Genomic DNA, 17,731 nt, shown 5'->3' with positions numbered 1-17,731 from the left:
CTCTCAGTTTTTCACGCAGGCTTCAGGCTGTGTAGCTCTGTGCGCAGGTTCTTTTCGGCTTGAGCCGCCCAGAGAACCTGCCCGGCCGGGGTACGAAAGAGCGGTTGGAGCGAGAGCAACTGCTGGAGCACCGCACGACGGCCCTCTCGGAATTCCTGATCAGGAATATGCGCGTAGTCCTGGCGCACTGCGCGAACGTAGCGCCTGTACTGCTCCTGAGACGACCCCAGAATGGCAAGATCTGCATCGCAGAGCACGGCGCCGGTGAAGTCCTCGACGGACGGATCATGAGAGGCAGTGAGACGGACCAGGCGTTGCACCTCGAGCAGTTCCGGATCGGAGATTATCCCGGAGAGCAGGCTCGCGGCCAGCAGAGCTGAGTCTTCTTCGTCTTGTCCAGCGACTCCCAGGTAGACGGCGTCGTGAAACCAGGCAGCCAGCTGAACGGTGCGTGGAATCTCTGCGGCAAGCTCTTCCAGGGCTTCCAGCACGGCCAGTAGATGAGTCCGGGAGTGATAATGGCGATGCGGCTCCGCCCAGCGGCTGAGTAACTCGCGGCCGAGTTCCTCGGTGTGGGGGAGCAGCGAGTTCCAGCGGAGCTGCAGGGCGGTGTCCAAGGATTCACTGCGTGCTCTAGCAGGCACTCTGAGCCCGCTGGAGATCAGCAAACGGGTGAGTTCGCGGCCCTCCACCTCGATAGCTCCCTGTTCGGTGAGGTCTTGATAACGCCGGGCGGGTACATCGTAGTGATCACGGTCGAAGGCGCGTTCCGGGATGCCGGCTTCCGCCGCGAAGGAATGCAGCTCCTCGAGCGAACTGTCGGAGATCAGGTGCGAGAACGTCGTCCCATGAGCTGGCCAGCGGGGCGGATCGATGTAGACGGACATAGCGGAAGTTTAGCGCTTGCAAAGCGGCCCTCCCGGCAGCTCGACCCTCTCGGCAGCTCGGTGCTGCCGGGAGGGCCTGCTTCACTGCGGGTCAGCGATCAGTAGTACGTGATATCCCAGTGATTTCCCTCATCGCAATAGATGTTTCCGGCGGAGGACTTCCACTGCGGGTAGCCGTCGCCGCGGTTGGCGATTTGGGTGAAGGAGTTCTTGATGTAGTTGTTGATGCAGGTGCTCTTAGCGATATCGGCTTTATAGCCGTTGTAGTGGCTGTAGGTGCCGGAGGCATGGCCCACTTCGGTGCCGCCGGTGACGTTAATGGCGCATTTGCTGGCGTTCTTGAGCGTGATCAATCCAGTCACCGTCGATTGGTTGATCTGATCATAAGAGGTGCAAGTGGAGTTCGAGCGGGTTGTGCAGTTGCCGCTTGAGGAGTGGGTGATCCCCGCTGCGCTCAACTGAGACGCCGCGGCGGACTGGCTGAGTTTGGTGACAGCTGCTGCGGGGGCGGCGGTCGCGAAGAACGAGCACACTGCTACGCAAACGCAGAGTGCGATTTTCCAGAGGTGCTTTAAAGTCATGTCGTTTCATGCCTTTCAGTGGTCGAGCCGTGGTAGCTCCGGAGCGTCCAATGGCTTGGACAGTCCAGAACCTATCAGCGAAAGAAGAGGGCCTGAAGGCTGCCCAGTGAATTAACTGAGAATTACCGGAGAACTGCCAGACAGGGTCGATCTGGGTGGATTTTAAGGGAGTTCCATCACTCGAAGGGGGCTTAAGGGCTGGCTCTATAGTCAGTCCCGTAAACTGAGATGATCTCATCACTCCAGCCGCTGGAGTATCTCAACGGAAGAATTCTGGATCGTGACCCTCCGCAGCCCGCTTGCTCAGAGCATCGTAACGTTATTGGCCCTGGTAGTAGCCGCTTTGCTGGTCTATTGGGCATTCTGGATGGCGCCGATCTTCGGCCTCGATTTCGGGGTTTATATCAGCGGAGGCCAGAGTGTTCTGGATGGTGCGGGTGAACTTTACACCAAGGTCTACAACGACCTTCTTTTTACCTATTCCCCTTTTTCGGCTTTGTTTTTCTCGATTCTGGCGCTCTTCGGGCTGAGCGCCGGTTTGACGATTTTCACCACGCTTTCGATGCTGATCGCCGGACTCACCGCGCTCTACAGTGTGCGGTTTGTTTTCCAGACCAAGAACGTGGGCGCAGTGCTTCTGCACCCCTGGCTGCGTCCGCTGACCATTGTCGCCGCTGGATTCATCGTGGCGCTCGGCCCATGGCGGGAAACTACCGCGTTCGGTCAGATCAATATCCTGCTGCTCGGCATGATTATGGCGGACTATCTGATCAAGTCCAAGCGCTGGCCCACTGGTGTTCTGGTAGGAATCGCTGCCGGGATCAAATTGACCCCTCTCGTCCTTGGACTTTATTTCCTCTGCACCGGGAACTGGCGCGCCCTGCGCAATATGGCCTTGGGATTCTTGGGCACTGTGCTCCTCGGCTTCCTGCTGATGCCTAAGGAATCGGTTGCTTACTGGTTCCACCTACTGCCGGACACCTCGAGGATCGGCGGCGCGGGGTACGTTGACAATTTGTCCATCAAGGGCGCCATTCTGCACTTCATGGGCCCTGACTTTGCGGTGAACCTGCCCTGGCTGGCACTTTCGCTGGTGCTCACCGTGCTGACCGGTTGGGCGGTGTGGTCAGCTAAACGTCAAGGTCAGCTGACCACCGGACTAGCGATGACGGTGCTCTTGATGCTGCTGATTTCTCCTATTACCTGGTCGCATCACTGGGTCTGGATCGCCGTCATTATGGCTGTGCTGGCATTCAACCTGAGGGTGATGCCGAAGGGTCGCAAAGGCTTGCGAGCGGTGGGTTATGCGCTATTGATTCTTGCCGTGCCGATTTTCCTCTACTCTCCGAAGACCATCGGAACAGCTTTGGGTGCGACCGATCTCGGTTCGCAGATCCCCACAGTGTGGTTGATGGCGTCGAGCGTAGGAGTCTTCTGGGGCATTGCAACCCTGATCTGGTGGTTTGTGGTGTTCTGGGAGAATCCGAAGACTGCCATCCAGCAGGGTACGCTCTCTGTGCAGGGCTTTTTTAAGGCCGTTTCAGGGGGGAGTCCCGAGTCTGCGACCGGCCAGTCCGCCCATGGTGCGGCGGTCAGGCGGCTCACCAGCAAAATCCTCGGTAGCAGACTGATCTTGATCGGTCTCTTTGCTGCGTTGGCATCGCTGATGCTGATCACCTCGAAGGGCAATAGCCAATGGGGCATCGATCTTGGTTGGATCCTGAACTTGGTCGGCTTCGCGGGCTTGTTATTGGCGCTGTTGGGTGGAATTCTCTATTTCAGGGCAAGGCGTGCGGAGAAGCGAGAAGAGCGGCCTACGGTAAGGGAAGACCGGCAGGGCTAAAGGATTTCGCCCTGGGCAAACGGGGCCGCTGTCAAGAACAATTCTAAGTTGAGCGTAGTAGACTCAACCTTAGAGATTGCCATTTACGCAGCGAAGGAGTGCAGCTTAGTTGGACACCAAATTCACCACCAAAACCCAAGAGGCGCTCTCAGCGGCCGCGATGAACGCCTCCACTGCGGGGAATCCCCAGGTGGAACCCGCTCATCTACTCAAGGCCCTGATGGACCAGCGCGAGGGAGTCGCGGTCGCATTGCTCAAGGCGGCTGGAGTTGCACCGGATGCGCTCAGTGTGCAGGCCTCGGCGGCGATCAAGGCGCTTCCTGCGAGTTCTGGTAGCACCGTTGCGCAGGCCCAGTTCTCCCGCGCCGGGCTGCAGGCGATTCAAGCCGCGGAGCAAGAGGCGCAATCCCTCGGGGATACCTATATCTCCACCGAGCACCTGCTGATCGGCTTAGCCGCCGGGACGGACGACGTCGCCCGCATCCTGCGTGAGTCAGGAGCCTCGGTGGAAGCCTTGCGGGCCGCCCTTCCCGGGGTGCGGGGAGACCGGAAAGTCGACTCCGCTGACCCGGAGAACACTTTCCAGGCTCTGGAGAAATACGGCCTGGACCTCACCGCGGTGGCGCGGGCCGGAAAACTCGATCCGGTGATCGGACGGGATTCCGAGATCCGCCGGCTGGTCCAGGTGCTCTCCCGGCGCACTAAGAACAACCCGGTGCTGATCGGTGAACCCGGTGTGGGCAAGACCGCGGTGGTTGAGGGTTTAGCACAACGCATGGTGGCTGGTGACGTGCCGGAGAGTCTGCGCGGTAAATCCTTGATCAGCCTTGACCTCGGGGCCATGGTGGCCGGTGCGAAATACCGAGGAGAATTCGAGGAACGCCTCAAAGCTGTGCTCGAGGAGATCAAGAACTCGGACGGCCAGATCGTCACCTTCATCGATGAGATTCACACCGTGGTCGGCGCCGGTGCCTCCGAAGGTGCGATGGACGCCGGCAATATGCTCAAGCCGATGCTGGCCCGTGGCGAACTGCGGCTGATCGGTGCGACCACGCTGGACGAGTACCGGGAGCACATCGAGAAGGACCCGGCTTTAGAACGTCGTTTCCAGCAGGTGTACGTCGGGGAACCCAGCGTGGACGACACGATCGGCATCCTGCGTGGGCTCAAGGAGCGTTACGAAGCACACCACAAAGTAGCCATTGCGGATTCCGCACTGGTGGCTGCGGCGTCCTTGTCGAATCGCTATATCTCGGGGCGTCAGCTGCCGGACAAGGCGATCGATCTGGTGGACGAAGCCGCCTCCAGGCTGCGGATGGAGATCGACTCCGCGCCGGAAGAGATCGACCAGTTGCGCCGTGCGGTGGACCGGCTGACCATGGAAGAGCTCGCTCTGGAGAGCGAAACGGACGCCGCCTCGCTGGAACGCCTGGAAGCTCTCCGCGCTGATATGGCGGATAAGAAGGAAGAGCTGGCAGCGCTGAACGCTCGCTGGGAGTCCGAAAAGGCCGGACTGAACCGAGTGGGTGAGCTCAAAGCCAAGCTCGATGAGCTTCGCTCGGTCGCCGAGAAAGCCCAGCGCGAAGGCGATCTGGAGCAGGCTTCGCGGATTCTCTATGGGGAGATCCCCGGCTTGGAGAGCGAGCTAACCGAAGCCCAGAAAGCCGAGGAGTCTCTCGTCGGAGCGACGAAGCCGGAACTCATGGTGGCCGAGGAAGTGACCGCCGACGATATCGCCGAGGTCATCTCGGCCTGGACCGGCATCCCTGCGGGCAGGATGCTGCAGGGTGAAAGCCAGAAGCTGCTCAATATGGAGCAAGTGCTAGGTTCTCGGCTGATTGGTCAGGCCAAAGCGGTCGCCACGGTGTCTGACGCGGTTCGTCGGGCACGAGCTGGAATCTCTGATCCGGACCGCCCGACTGGCTCTTTCCTCTTCCTGGGACCTACCGGCGTCGGGAAGACCGAGTTGGCGAAGGCGCTCGCGGACTTCCTCTTCGATGATGAGCGGGCAATGGTCCGGATCGATATGAGTGAATACGCCGAGAAGCACGCGGTCTCCCGACTGGTCGGAGCTCCTCCCGGCTATGTGGGCTACGAGGAGGGTGGACAGTTGACCGAAGCGGTCCGGCGTCGGCCCTACTCTGTGGTGCTGCTGGACGAAGTGGAGAAGGCACACCCCGAGGTCTTCGACATCCTCTTGCAAGTTCTCGACGACGGACGGCTCACCGACGGCCAGGGCCGCACCGTGGACTTCCGCAATGTGATCCTGGTGCTCACCTCGAACCTCGGCTCGCAGTTCCTCGTCGATCCTTTGCTGGATGAGGCGCAGAAACGTGATTCGGTGATGGCGGTGGTCAATGCCTCCTTCAAACCGGAGTTCTTGAACCGCTTGGACGATGTGGTGATGTTCGACGCGTTGAGCGTCACGGAGCTTTCGAGAATCGTTGACCTGCAGGTCCAGAAACTCGCCGCACGGCTCCAGGAGCGCAGGCTGAGCCTTGAGGTGACCGACGGCGCGCGGGCCTGGCTGGCGATGACCGGCTACGACCCGGCCTATGGTGCTCGGCCGCTGCGCCGCCTGGTGCAGCGCGAAATTGGAGACCGCCTGGCCAGGGGATTGCTCTCGGGGGAGATCGCGGATGGGGACGCTGTGCTGGTGGACACCGCCGCCGATGTCGATGAACTGCAGGACGCTACCCCGGCCGCTCCGGGATTGACGGTACGCAAAGCCTGATTATCTGCTGAGTGAGCAAGGGAGGGCCCGCACCGACAGGTTCCGGCCCTCCCTTTTGCCTTGACAGGTTACTTTCTCAGATCTTGCTTCAGCGTGTCTTGCTTGCTCGAGACGTAGGCGATGCACTGAATCAGCCGATCGCCGCTGGCCCAGGTGCCTTCCGTCGGGTAAGCGAACTGCTCCTTGACCCCGGCGGCGTCCGCTGAGCTGATCAGGGGCACGGCGTCGCACACCTCGTTGCCCTTGGTTCTCAGCGCATCTTTTCCGGGGAACGCGGCCGAGGCTGGGTAGCTGTAAGTGTTGATCAGCTGAGCGCTGTGCGGGGTGGTACAAGTGACGATATCTGCCCGGGTATTGATATCCACGTAGCCTTTGATGCAGTCGCCTTTGATCCACGAAGTCGGCTTGACATTGGCTTGGATCAGGCCATCCGCCGCGGAAGGAGTGGGCTCACTCGAGGGGGTGGGATTATCCGGCTGCGTTGGAGAATCGGTCTGGGTTGCGATCGGATCATCACTCGGGTCGCCGACGGGAGTCTTATTGCTGCCGCTGATCAAATTGACGATCAGCACGATCACCAGAATGATCAGGGCGAGCAGAACAACTCCGCCGCCGATGAAGATCCAGAGCTTATTGTTGTTCTTTGGCGCCTGCGGGCCGGGGCCGAAAGGACCACCTGGTCCCTGGGGGCCGCCGGGAACACCGTAGGGGTTTTGCGGGCCGACCGGCCCCTGAGGGCCACCCGGGCCCTGCGGAGAGCGAGGCTGATTCCAGGCGGGCGGAGCCCCTTGCGGACCGCCAGCTCCGGGACCTTGCGGCTGACCGTAGGGATTGTTGTTGACGACCGGCTGACCATAACCCGGTGCGGCCGGTTGCCCCGGGGTGCCTGGCGCTCCATAGGGCTGGTTAGGGGCGTTATTGTAAGCAGCTTGGGAGCCGCCCGGTTGCGGTACGCCCTGGGTGTTACTGACTCCAGGAGCCGCATAGGGGTTCGGCCGATTCGGAGATGTGGCCGGGTTTGCCGGATTCGGTTGGCCGTAGGAGGGCGCTTGACCGAATTGCTGGGTTGGATGACCGGGACCCTGAGCGCTGCTCTGGCCAGGACTGTTGGCCTGAGCTGGACCGTTGGCCTGAGCTGGACCGTTGGCCTGAGCTGGACCGTTGGCCTGGCCCGAACTGGCGCTCTGTCCGAAGGCGTTATGCTGGCCCGGCGCCTGCTGGTTCTGGGGCGCCCATGGTGAAGGTGCCGAGGGCTGTTGCGGTGCACTCGGCTGTTGCGGTGCACTCGGTGCAGCCTGAGGTGCGGCCGGAGCTTGGTGCTGGGGCTGTGCGGGGCTTGAGGGCGCCGTGGTCGGGGCTGAAGGCGTAGTGGGTGAGGGGGCAGCAGCTGGCGCAGCTTCGGGGGTGCTCTCGCCCCGAGTCCAGGGGTTGTTGACTACTGGCGGTTCATTGAAGTTGGTGCGCAGCGCAGTGGCTTCGTCCGCACCCCACTCATTCTCGGCAGAAGGTGCTGGCTGAGCGGGGTTCGACGCGGTTGAAGGAGCTGCCGGTGCACTCTGCTGCGGATTGGCCGGGGCTACGGGCGGTGCGCTGAATGCGCTATCCCATTCGCTGGATTCTTTACCCTTATCGAGCCAGGAGGGTTCGTTGGCGGTGGACTCGGCTTCTGCTGCCACTTTGGCGGCCTCTGCCTCAACCTCATTGAGGGATGCGCTTTGTGCTGCGTCCGGGCTAATTTTTGCTTCGCCGAGGGAAGGTTCGGGGAAATTAAGATTGGCGTCAGCCGGTGGTTGATTGCCGTTCGCTCCTCCGGCCCCCGCCGGATTGCTCTCGTTTTCGCTCATCGAGCCCTCAACACCCTTCTTGGTAGTCACACTCATTATTAAGGCTATTATTTAGCGTAAATCATTGATCGCGTTGATTGGAAAAGTCTTTAGAATGTGACTCTACCGAATTTCCGGGGTTCTGGGCAGGTGTGAAGCGGTGTTGAAGAGGTTTGACGCCGAACAGTTCACGTCTGAGGCCGTTAAACATGTAATCTAGTAACACGACAAATTGACCGATAATCCGGGGCCTCGCCCGCAGCCAGGGCGACCACCTCCGGTACAAGTACAAAAGGGGGTCACGCCATGGGGCGCGGCCGTCAAAAGGCAAAAGCTACTAAGCAGGCTCGGGACATGAAGTACTACTCCCCGAGCACTGATTACTCTGCACTGGAACGAGAGCTTTCGCACGCTCCGAGTTCTGCCTCCAAACGTTATTCGGATGATTCTGGCGAGCCGGACTACTCCGAGTACGAGGACAAGTTCGGGGACGACGAAGCGGATAACCGCAAGATCGGTTAGTCCTCTAGCGGTCGGTCATTATACGGTCGGCGTTCAGGTATTAGACGGTCTGCCGTCTTTACCACCGGCCTATCTTTGTCCGCTCCTTAGAGTACTTGATCTCAAGCATCGCAATGCCGAGCAGCCTTCGGGCTGGCTCGGCATTGCGTCGTGCTCAGATCTTCGGCATTTTCCGCAGCCACCCGGCCTCATCAGCCAACTCATCAGTCAGCCAGCCCCATCAATCAGCCAGCCTCATCAATCAGCCAGCCCAGCTCGCTGAAAAGGGGTTTCGCTGGGTGGCGGCGGTGGGGTCCACTGAAACCCGGCCTGGCTGATCAGAGTCTCCGTTCGACGAGCCAGCGAGTTGCTGCCGCACCGGAGTGGCAGGCCTCAGGCGTAGCTGCTGGTCAGCCGCACCGCTCCGCCGTCCACCCCTTTGGCGCCCTGCACGTAATCAGGGCCGTCCTTGGCTGCGGTATCGGAGGCTGTTGCCCCCACGGTGCCCATCACCCAGGACTGCACGCCGCGATCATTCAAATGCGCCACTGCCGCGTCGGCAGCCTGCGCGCTGACAATTGAGACCATGCCGACACCCAGATTCAAGGTACGTTCCAGATCCGGTAGGGGCACATTGCCCAGTTCCGAGATCAGCTTGAAGATGGGGGGCAGCTCCCAGCTTGACCGATCGATCGTTGCGGTGAGTCCCTGGGGCAGCACTCGAGCCAGGTTGGCGGCCAGCCCGCCCCCGGTAACGTGACTGAAGCCGTGCACCGCCTTTTCGGCGTCGACGTCGAAGGTGCGGGCCAGATCGAGGCAATCCGCGGCGTAGACCCTGGTGGGCTCCAATAGCTCCTCGCCCAGGGTGCGGCCGAGCTCGCTGACCTGCCGATCCAAGGCCCAGCCAGCGTGGTTGATGACCCGGCGAACCAGCGAGTAGCCGTTGGAGTGTAAGCCCGAGGAAGCCATTGCAATCACGACGTCCCCTTCATGTACTCGCTCGGGGCCGAGCAGCTTGCTTTTCTCCACCACGCCGCTGGCGGCTCCGGCGACGTCGTACTCGTGTTCGCCCAGCAGCCCAGGGTGCTCCGCGGTTTCGCCGCCGATCAAGGCGGTGCCAGCTTGCTGACAAGCGGCGGCGATGCCACGGACAATATCGGCGATGCGCTCCGGGACGACTTTGCCGCAGGCGATGTAGTCGGTCATATAGAGCGGTTCCGCGCCAACCACTACGATGTCATCGACCACCATGCCGACCAGGTCATAGCCAATGGTGTGGTGAATATCCATAGCCTGAGCGATCGCGACCTTGGTGCCCACCCCATCGGTGGAAGTCGCCAACAGGGGCTCACGGAAGCGCAGCAACTGCGAAACGTCGTATAGACCCGCGAAGCCTCCCACGCCGCCCAGAACCTGTGGTCCGTGGGTGGCTTTGACCGCCTCCTTCATGAGTTCGACGGCTTTGTCGCCGGCTTCTACATCAACCCCGGCACTGGCGTAGGTGATCGATTCGCTCATACTTTAAGTCGCTCCATGTCGTTCCAGATGGGGTTCAGCATCGTTGAGTAGTTTTTCCAGCTCTGAGCCAGGCCCGGGTTCGCAACCGTTCGCGCCGGGGTGGCTGCCATTGGCGTCGTTGCGCTCCAGCAGATTCTTGCCCAGCCGGTCTGCGGCAGGCAGCTCTATCGGGTACTGCCCAGTGAAACAGGCGGTGCAGAGCCGTTCCCGAGGCTGTTGAGTGGCATCGATCATGCCGTCTTCGGAGATATAGGCGAGTGAGTCAGCGCCGATGGACTTGGTGATCTCCTCGATCGCCGCACCGTTGGCGATCAGCTCGGCGCGGGAGGCGAAGTCGATGCCGTAGAAGCAGGGCCAGCGCACTGGAGGAGAGGAGATCTTGACGTGAACTTCGGCCGCCCCGGCCTCGCGCAGCATCCGCACCACGGCGCGCTGCGTGTTGCCGCGAACGATCGAATCGTCGACCACCACGAGCCGCTTGCCGCGGATCACCGATTCCAGGGCGTTGAGCTTGAGCCGGATGCCGAGTTGGCGGAGCGTCTCTGAGGGTTGAATGAAGGTCCGGCCGACGTAGGCGTTCTTCACGAAACCGTGGGCGAAGGGGATGCCAGACTCCTCGGCGTAACCGACAGCGGCGGGGGTTCCGGACTCCGGCACCGGGATCACAATATCCGCTTCGAACTGGTTCTCGCGGGCCAGCTGGCGGCCCATTTCAACGCGGGATTCATAGACCGAACGGCCCGCGATGGTGGCGTCCGGCCGGGCAAGATAGACGTATTCGAAGACGCAGCCAGCAGCTTGGGCGGGGGCAAAGCGTTGCGAGCGGACGCCGTCCTCATCGATCGCGATGAACTCTCCCGGCTCGATCTCGCGGATGAAACTGGCACCCACGGTAGCCAGCGCCGCGCTTTCCGAGGCGACCACCCAGCCGCGCTCCAGACGGCCCAGCACTAGGGGCCGCACACCGTAAGAGTCCCGGGCGGCATAGAGGGTGTTCTCATCCATGAAGACGAAGCAGAAAGCCCCTTTGATCCGCGGCAGCAGGTCCATCGCGGTGTCTTCCAGGGAGTCCGTGCCGCTGCCCTGCAGCAGGGTGGTGACCAGAGCGGTATCCGAGGTGTTGCCCTGCGCCATTTCGCCCGTTTTGGGCCGACCATAGCGTTCCAGAACCAGATCGAGCAGCTCTGCGGTATTGGTCAGATTGCCGTTGTGAGCGAGCGCGACGGTGCCCTCCGCGGTAGCGCCGAGGGTTGGCTGGGCGTTGGCCCAGGTGGAGGAACCGGTGGTGGAGTATCGGCAGTGCCCCACTGCCATATGCCCTAGCAGGGTGTTCAGTGTGGGTTCGTCAAAGACCTGGGAAACCAGCCCCATATCTTTGTAGACGTTGATCCGCTGGCCGTCGCTGGTCGCAATGCCGGCGGACTCCTGGCCGCGGTGCTGTAGAGCGTAGAGACCGTAATAGGTCAGTTTCGCTACTTCTTCGCCGGGTGCCCAAACCCCGAAGACCCCACATGCATCCTGGGGGCCTTTTTCGCCGGTGAGAAGATCGTGGGAAAGTTTGCCATCGCCGCGTGCCACTAAGCCATTCTAAGCTACTTTTGCGGTGCGCAGTGCTAGTTGTCCTCGGGGGCGTCTTCCGAGGTCTCCTCGATCATCGCGCGTTGTGCTCGGCGCCGACCGATGAAGTCGAAGACCAGTGCGGTGATTCCTCCGAGACCGACTCCGACCATGGTGATCAGCACCAGGAAGAAACCGAAAATCGTGCCCTTGTCATACTGGTCGTCTTTCAGGGCAAAGGCCACAATCGCGGTGACCACCAGACCCACCACGCCGCCCGCGACCAGGAAGGGGACGTACTTAGGGGCGCGACGTACCGAAACGCTCAGTATCTCGCCGTCGTCAGGCTGGGATTCCCGGGCCGGAGGGGTTTCACTCATGGTTCTAGGGTATCGGGCAAAAGCACCGCCGCTCATCTCGCCCGGGTATCCCCGCCCTGAACGTCCTCGGAATCAGCTCTCTGGAATGCTGAAAAGCGGCAGCAACTCCGCGAGGTTGGTGCGCGTCCCCGAAGCGGCCATGGCACCCTGCTCGATCGCTTCATCCCACTGTTGCCGCCCCAGAACCAGTTCCAGCCAGGTCTGGGCATCGGTCTCCACCACATTGGGCGGTGTGCCACGGGTGTGCCGGGGTCCTTCGATGCACTGTGTAACGCCGAACGGCGGAACCCGCACTTCGACCGAGTTCCCCGGGGCCCGAGCGGTGATCTCCTCCAGGCAGAACCTGACGGCGAGCGCCGTCACATTCCGAGCGCGGTCTCCCGAGCTCCAGGCCACGAGCGCCGCCCGCCCCTCAGCTTCAGCTACTCTGCGCTTGGCGACCATAGCCCTATCTCAGCCCAGTTCTCATCTCAGCCCAGTTCTCTCAGCCGAGCAGCGCCGAAACCGCGGTGCCCAGTCGGAGGCTGCCAACCACTCCGCCACCACCGGTCACCGGTTCCACCACCTTATTCAGTACGCCGGCGACAGCGGGGATGTCGATGGCGCCCGACGCCGCCAACAGGGTCAGTGCCACCAGCGTCGAAGCCCGTTCGTTGCCGTCCAGGATCTTGACCGCGACGCCGACGCCGGTCGGGGTGCCGAGGGCTAGCACGCCCTCGGCACCGCCCTTGGTCAAGATTCCGAGATCTTCCATCACCACGCTGTTCGGTTTTCCGCGTCCGTGCACGGCCCACGGGTAGTCCACCATCGCGGTGGCGATGGTGGCGGCCCGGGCATTGGCGTTCTTATCACCCGGGGAGCGGCTCAGCTTGCCGTAGCCCCGGGCCAGTGCGGTGAGCGAGATCGCGGCGACGGGCGCCCCGCAGCCATCGATGCCCAGTTGCACCGGAGCCTCGCCGGTGTACTCCTCGATGGCGGCGATCACCAGTTGCTGCAAGGGGTGCTTGGGGTCCAGATAGCTCTTGAGGTCCCAGCCGTTCTCGATGCAGGCCCAGAGGAAAGCCGCGTGCTTGCCGGAGCAGTTCATTGCGAGCGGCGTCTTCTGACGCTCGGTGCGCACCATCCAGCGGTAGGCTTCGGAATCCTGTGGCCAAGCGGCGGGGCACAGCAGGTCACTCTCCTGGAGCCCTGCCTTCTGCAACATTTCTCGGACCAGGTCCATATGTTCTAGCGAGCCGATATGGCTGCCGCTCGCGATGGCCGCCTGGGCTCCGCGGAGCGGCGCTCCGGCCTGCATCGAGGCGAGCGTCTGAAAAGGCTTGAGCGTGGAACGCGGGAAGATCGGGGCATTCGGATCGCCCAGGCTGGTCACCACGGAACCGTCGGCGGCGGTGACCACGGCGGAGCCGATATGCCGGGATTCAATGAAGCCACTGCGTTCGACGACGGCCAGTTCCACGGCGTCCTGCGCCAAAAATGTATGTGCCACGCCTTTAGTATTGCAGTTCCAAATCCAGCCGTCCCACTGAGTGTTGCTGGAGTTGCTGATGAGACGGTTTGACTGAAACATCCGCCACTTGGGTAACACTCAGTGGGATAGCTGGAATTGATCGGTAGGCTTGGTGGTTGTGAAGGTTCTTGTGATTGGCCCCGGTGGCCGCGAACACGCCATTGTCCGAGGTCTGCTGGCTGATCCCTATGTGCACGAGGTGCATGCCGCACCGGGGAATGCGGGAATAGCCGCACTGGTGCCCACCCATCAGCTGAATGCTAACGACCCCGAGGAAGTGACCGCGCTGGCGCGGAAGCTCGACGTCGACCTGGTCGTGGTCGGGCCGGAAGCGCCGCTGGTGGCCGGAGTCTCCGACCGCTTGCGCGAGGCTGGCTTCCCGGTCTTCGGTCCTAGCCGTGAGGCCGCCGCGCTAGAGGGCTCGAAGGCTTTCGCCAAGCAGGTGATGGCCGGAGCGGGAGTGCCTACCGCGATGGCCAAAGTCGCCTCAAATATCGGAGAAGCCGCGGAAGCCCTCGACACCTTCGGCGCGCCCTATGTGGTCAAGGACGACGGTCTGGCCGCGGGTAAGGGAGTCGTGGTCACGAATGATCGCGAGGAAGCTCTAGCCCATGCCCAGAGCTGCTTCGAAGCGGGTGGGGAAGTGGTGATCGAGGAGTTCCTCGACGGCCCGGAAGTCTCACTCTTCGTGCTCTCCGATGGCCGCACAGTGGTTCCGCTGGCTCCGGCGCAGGACTTCAAGCGTATTCACGACGAGGACGAAGGCCCCAATACGGGAGGCATGGGGGCATACTCGCCCCTCTCCTGGGCTCCTGAGGGCCTGGTCGATGAAGTAATCTCCCGGGTCGCTCAACCCACTATCGACGAAATGGCACATCGTGGAACCCCCTTTGTCGGAGTGCTCTATTGCGGACTCGCCCTCACCTCCCGGGGGCTGCGCGTGATCGAATTTAACGCGCGGTTCGGCGATCCTGAGACTCAAGCCGTGCTGGCCCGACTGCGGACTCCGCTGGGCGGACTGCTGATGGCCGCCGCTAAAGGACAGCTGGCATCGGTGGAAACCCTGCGCTGGACGCCGGAGACCGCCGTCGCAGTGGTGTTGGCCGCGGCGAACTACCCGGATACTCCGCGGACCAACGATCGGATCAGGGGTATTAAGAAAGCCAATGCACTGGACGGCGTCCACGTGCTGCACGCCGGCACCGCTCTCGATGAGGAGGGGAAGCTGGTCAGCGCCGGCGGACGGGTGCTCGCCGTCGTCGGTTTGGGAGAGGATCTGGTGGAAGCCCGCGAACGCGCTTATGACGGCATGGCGCTGATTCAACTCGAAGGCGGTCAGTACCGGCAAGACATCGCGGCGAAAGCCGCTTGGGGCAAGGTAGAGCTGCCCCAGCAGAACGCTTCACGGCAGGCCGCTTCCCGCTCAGCAGCGTCATCAACCGCAGAGGAGACCCGATGAGCGTCCTGGAACTCGAAGGCTGGAAACACAGCTATTCCGGCAAGGTTCGGGATCTTTATCTGCCGGTCTCGGGTGAGCAGGATCGAGTTCTTGTAGTGGCCAGTGACCGGATCAGCGCTTTCGATCAAGTGCTCAGCACCGAGGTCCCGGATAAGGGCAAGATCCTCACCCAGCTGAGTCTCTGGTGGTTCAGCCAGCTCGAAGTTCCTCATCACGTTTTGGCCAGTACCGTACAGGACGGCGTGCCGGAAGCGGTGCTGGGCAGAGCGATGATCTGCCGCAATTTGCAGATGTTCCCGGTGGAGTGCATCGTTCGTGGTTATCTCACTGGCTCCGGGCTGCTCGAGTACCGGGCGAATCAGACGGTCTGTGGACTGCCCTTGCCCGAGGGTCTCAGCGATGGATCCCGGCTCTCCGAGCCGATCTTCACCCCTTCGGCGAAAGCCGAGGTCGGTGAGCACGACGAGAACATTGACTTCGCAGCAGTGGTAGCAGCGGTGGGCCAAGAGCACGCGGAGACCTTGCGCTCAAGCACCCTGAAAATCTATCAGCGGGCCGAAGAAATCGCCCGGCAGAGGGGCATCATCCTGGCCGATACCAAGGTGGAATTCGGTCTGGATTCCGACGGCGTGGTGACGCTGGGAGATGAAGTGCTCACCCCAGACTCTTCGCGGTTCTGGGATGCCGCTCTCTGGCAACCGGGTCAAGCGCAGCCCAGCTTCGACAAGCAGTACGTGCGGGACTGGTTGCGCTCCGCGGCGTCCGGTTGGGATGGCCAAGGCACTCCGCCTGAGCTGCCGAACGACGTCGTCGAACGCACCCGGGATCGTTATGTTGAGGCGTATCAGAAACTGACCGGACAGGGCTTCTAAGCGTGGAGGGCCGCAATGAGGCAACCCCCTGAAGGAACACCCCGGGCTGAGAATCTGAGGTGCCATGACTGAGCCCTCACGGCCGAACTCGGCATATCAAACACTGGTGGCTCGCCTGATCCGACGGCCTCTACTGATCTCCGCGGTGCTGGCCTTGGCCTTCGCTCTGGTGTATTTCACGGTGAGTTTAGGGGGTGGTCAGCATCCCCTGGTGGCTCTGGCTCAGGCGGTGTTCGCCGCCATTCCTTGGGCCCTTATCTGGTACTTCGTCTTCCGAAGGCTCCAGAAGACTCAGCTGGCGCTAGCTCGTGAAGGCAAATTTCAGGGTGCTGTCCGGACGCCCAATGCTCTGAAGGATTCACTCAGTGAACGTTGGGCGGTCGGGGTTATTACTCCCGCCGCCACCGGCTTTGGCTTCCAGCACGCGAACCCGACGGGTGAGCTGCCGGAGGGATCGGTCAGTTGGTACGAAGTCCTTGATGAACCAGCATCCCGTCCGCTGACGCCCGCAGAACAAAGAAGTTTTGGCTCGCGTTGGCAGCAGGTTCGGGTTTACCAGACGAGCAAAGGCGCCCGGGAAATCATCGCCACAGCGCAAGATCTTCACTCCCTGGAGTCAACCTGGCAGCCTGTTCTCGCTGAGCCTGAAGACGGTGGAGTTCAGCGCGACTGAAGCCGAGTTTCTGAGTGCGAAGAGCGATTACCCCTAGGCTGGGGAGATGACGGCAGCACACGAGATGATTCACGCTAGGAGACGGCGCTGGTCGGTCAACTCCCTGGTGGATAATCTTTTCTTCGTTTTCAGTGGTGGGGCCTCGGTCTGGCTCGCTTGGTTGGTGCTCGATGAGAGCCTGCGCGGTGGTTGGTCGAGACTCTGGCTGACCCTGCCGTTCTGGGCGGTGCTCGCTTATGTCGCCTTGCCCAGGTTGCATCGGATCCTGACCAATATCTACGTTCCGGATTATTTCATCGGACGCTCCCGTACCGCTGACGGGTTGCTCGGTGACCCCATCAACCTCGCGGTTCGCGGTTCGCAGCGACAGCTGGAGACCACGATGCTCGCCGCAGGCTGGACTAAAGCCGATGAGATCACCCTGCTCAGCAGCTGGCGGATCGTCATCGCCACCCTCACCGGGCGCAGCTACCTGAAAGCCCCGGTCAGCTCGCTGATGCTGTTCGGCAGACAGCAGGACTTCGCCTTCCAGCAGGAAGTCGCCGATAGCCCCGCCAAGCGGCACCATGTGCGGTTCTGGCGCTGCCCGGATGGCTGGCTGCTCCCGGGCGGGCATCAAGCCGATTGGCTGGCCGCCGGTACCTTCGACCGAAGCGTTGGGCTTTCACTCTTCACCTTCCAGATTACCCATAAGATCGACGCGAATATCGATCAAGAGCGGGACCATATCGTGCAGACCATGCGTGCCGTCGATCCCTCGGTGAGCGTGCAGGTGATTGAAGATTTCTCCACCGGCTATCACTCACGTAACGGTGGCGGGGATGAGATCACTACCGACGGTGATCTGCCGATCGTAAATGTGCGCGAGATCGCGGTTCAGGAAGTCTCGGAGCTGCACGCCTCGGGCGCCGTCATCCCCGGCACGAGCGTCGACGTGCCAACTCTCGAGCGGCCGTTGCCCACCATTTTCGGGGCTTTTTTCGGACTGTTCACCGCCGTCGTCACGATTATCCTCGGAGTCAGCTTCCTGACTTCAGATGAGCTGGAAAGGGTGCTGGCGGAAGCTGGTTATAACCCGATAGAGCTCGCTCAGCTCTCCTCCGGAGTGACTCTCATCACACTGATCCCCTTGGGTCTGCTGGCACTTTTCCAGATTGCGGTGGCATATTTTGTCTGGCACGGGCACAACTGGGCAAGGATCGCTTTGATGGCCGCCACCGCGCTGTCGCTCATTATTACCGCGGCAAGTACGGCACAGGGTGAGCGGATCTCGCTGAGTACGAATCTGCTGGGCATCACCCTGGACATCTTCGCTGTGCTCGCCCTCTCGAGCGAAAAAGCGAGGGCTTTCGCCCGCAACCGCCGAGCCTGAGTTCAGCTATTGGCGCTATAG

The 17,731-nt window shown here is 61.7% G+C and carries 15 protein-coding genes; 7 read left to right on the top strand and 8 right to left on the bottom strand.

The genetic code is table 11. The features are described 5' to 3' along the window. Nucleotides 1–11: 11 nt before the first annotated feature. Together ABDK06_RS06530 and ABDK06_RS06525 are read right to left on the bottom strand one after the other, a co-directional pair. Complete coding sequence (locus ABDK06_RS06530; RefSeq protein ID WP_394940136.1) at nucleotides 12–887, bottom strand: DUF4031 domain-containing protein; 876 nt, start codon at nucleotides 885–887, stop codon at nucleotides 12–14. A 98-nt stretch (nucleotides 888–985) separates the two neighbouring features. After that, a complete protein-coding gene (locus ABDK06_RS06525; RefSeq protein ID WP_394940134.1) occupies nucleotides 986–1,468 on the bottom strand; it encodes a hypothetical protein in 483 nt (160 codons plus the stop codon). Nucleotides 1,469–1,748: 280 nt separating this feature from the next. On the opposite strand from ABDK06_RS06525, the gene ABDK06_RS06520 reads away from it, so the two are divergent. Further along, the gene (locus tag ABDK06_RS06520; protein WP_394940132.1) at nucleotides 1,749–3,311 is read left to right on the top strand and encodes a glycosyltransferase 87 family protein; all 1,563 of its coding nucleotides are present in this window, start codon (nucleotides 1,749–1,751) and stop codon (nucleotides 3,309–3,311) included. Between the two features lie 109 nt (nucleotides 3,312–3,420). Beyond that, nucleotides 3,421–6,045, top strand: coding sequence for an ATP-dependent chaperone ClpB (gene clpB / locus ABDK06_RS06515; RefSeq protein WP_394940130.1), 2,625 nt, complete (start codon nucleotides 3,421–3,423; stop codon nucleotides 6,043–6,045). A gap of 68 nt (nucleotides 6,046–6,113) precedes the next feature. Here the strand turns inward: clpB and ABDK06_RS06510 are convergent, their stop codons facing one another. Next, entirely contained in the window at nucleotides 6,114–7,919 is a 1,806-nt protein-coding gene (locus ABDK06_RS06510; protein ID WP_394940128.1) for a septum formation family protein, read from the bottom strand. Nucleotides 7,920–8,174: 255 nt separating this feature from the next. On the opposite strand from ABDK06_RS06510, the gene ABDK06_RS06505 reads away from it, so the two are divergent. Then, nucleotides 8,175–8,390, top strand: coding sequence for a DUF3073 domain-containing protein (locus tag ABDK06_RS06505; RefSeq protein WP_394940126.1), 216 nt, complete (start codon nucleotides 8,175–8,177; stop codon nucleotides 8,388–8,390). 372 nt (nucleotides 8,391–8,762) lie between these two features. On the opposite strand, the gene purM is transcribed toward ABDK06_RS06505, so the two are convergent. The 5 genes from purM to ABDK06_RS06480 all read right to left on the bottom strand — a co-directional run bounded on the left by purM (nucleotide 8,763) and on the right by ABDK06_RS06480 (nucleotide 13,313). Beyond that, entirely contained in the window at nucleotides 8,763–9,887 is a 1,125-nt protein-coding gene (gene purM, locus ABDK06_RS06500; protein ID WP_394940124.1) for a phosphoribosylformylglycinamidine cyclo-ligase, read from the bottom strand. Between the two features lie 3 nt (nucleotides 9,888–9,890). Next, nucleotides 9,891–11,465 (bottom strand): amidophosphoribosyltransferase, encoded by a 1,575-nt coding sequence (gene purF, locus ABDK06_RS06495; RefSeq protein ID WP_394940122.1) that lies wholly within the window; start codon nucleotides 11,463–11,465, stop codon nucleotides 9,891–9,893. A gap of 35 nt (nucleotides 11,466–11,500) precedes the next feature. Next, complete coding sequence (locus ABDK06_RS06490; protein ID WP_394940120.1) at nucleotides 11,501–11,824, bottom strand: hypothetical protein; 324 nt, start codon at nucleotides 11,822–11,824, stop codon at nucleotides 11,501–11,503. 72 nt (nucleotides 11,825–11,896) lie between these two features. After that, entirely contained in the window at nucleotides 11,897–12,268 is a 372-nt protein-coding gene (locus tag ABDK06_RS06485) for a sterol carrier family protein (RefSeq protein WP_394940118.1), read from the bottom strand. A gap of 40 nt (nucleotides 12,269–12,308) precedes the next feature. Next, on the bottom strand, nucleotides 12,309–13,313 hold the full coding sequence (locus tag ABDK06_RS06480; RefSeq protein WP_394940116.1) for an asparaginase: 1,005 nt from the start codon (nucleotides 13,311–13,313) through the stop codon (nucleotides 12,309–12,311). 139 nt (nucleotides 13,314–13,452) lie between these two features. Between ABDK06_RS06480 and purD the strand changes: the two genes are divergently transcribed. From purD to ABDK06_RS06460, 4 genes are all read left to right on the top strand, one after another. Next, a complete protein-coding gene (gene purD, locus ABDK06_RS06475) occupies nucleotides 13,453–14,793 on the top strand; it encodes a phosphoribosylamine--glycine ligase (protein WP_394940114.1) in 1,341 nt (446 codons plus the stop codon). Further along, the gene (locus tag ABDK06_RS06470) at nucleotides 14,790–15,665 is read left to right on the top strand and encodes a phosphoribosylaminoimidazolesuccinocarboxamide synthase (RefSeq protein WP_394940112.1); all 876 of its coding nucleotides are present in this window, start codon (nucleotides 14,790–14,792) and stop codon (nucleotides 15,663–15,665) included. Before purD ends, ABDK06_RS06470 begins: the two co-directional genes overlap by 4 nt. A gap of 64 nt (nucleotides 15,666–15,729) precedes the next feature. Then, nucleotides 15,730–16,338 carry a hypothetical protein gene (locus tag ABDK06_RS06465; RefSeq protein ID WP_394940110.1) on the top strand — a complete coding sequence of 203 codons (609 nt, stop codon included), beginning with the start codon at nucleotides 15,730–15,732 and terminating at the stop codon, nucleotides 16,336–16,338. A gap of 46 nt (nucleotides 16,339–16,384) precedes the next feature. After that, nucleotides 16,385–17,710, top strand: a complete 1,326-nt coding sequence (locus tag ABDK06_RS06460) for an LssY C-terminal domain-containing protein (RefSeq protein ID WP_394940108.1) — start codon at nucleotides 16,385–16,387, stop codon at nucleotides 17,708–17,710. Nucleotides 17,711–17,731 lie beyond the last annotated feature (21 nt).

The organism is Psychromicrobium ferritrahens (genome assembly GCF_043789415.1).
Lineage (GTDB): Bacteria > Actinomycetota > Actinomycetes > Actinomycetales > Micrococcaceae > Renibacterium.
Note: the sequence above shows the minus strand (reverse complement) of the source record. Positions and strands in the feature narration are given on the sequence as shown.

Bases quoted from the DNA above. Each gene is read 5' to 3' on its own strand.
- ABDK06_RS06530 (WP_394940136.1), bottom strand. From the start codon at position 887: ATGTCCGTCTACATCGATCCGCCCCGCTGGCCAGCTCATGGGACGACG.
- ABDK06_RS06525 (WP_394940134.1), bottom strand. From the start codon at position 1,468: ATGACTTTAAAGCACCTCTGGAAAATCGCACTCTGCGTTTGCGTAGCA.
- ABDK06_RS06505 (WP_394940126.1), top strand. From the start codon at position 8,175: ATGGGGCGCGGCCGTCAAAAGGCAAAAGCTACTAAGCAGGCTCGGGAC.
- purM (WP_394940124.1), bottom strand. From the start codon at position 9,887: ATGAGCGAATCGATCACCTACGCCAGTGCCGGGGTTGATGTAGAAGCC.
- ABDK06_RS06490 (WP_394940120.1), bottom strand. From the start codon at position 11,824: ATGAGTGAAACCCCTCCGGCCCGGGAATCCCAGCCTGACGACGGCGAG.
- ABDK06_RS06485 (WP_394940118.1), bottom strand. From the start codon at position 12,268: ATGGTCGCCAAGCGCAGAGTAGCTGAAGCTGAGGGGCGGGCGGCGCTC.
- ABDK06_RS06470 (WP_394940112.1), top strand. From the start codon at position 14,790: ATGAGCGTCCTGGAACTCGAAGGCTGGAAACACAGCTATTCCGGCAAG.
- ABDK06_RS06465 (WP_394940110.1), top strand. From the start codon at position 15,730: ATGACTGAGCCCTCACGGCCGAACTCGGCATATCAAACACTGGTGGCT.
- ABDK06_RS06460 (WP_394940108.1), top strand. From the start codon at position 16,385: ATGACGGCAGCACACGAGATGATTCACGCTAGGAGACGGCGCTGGTCG.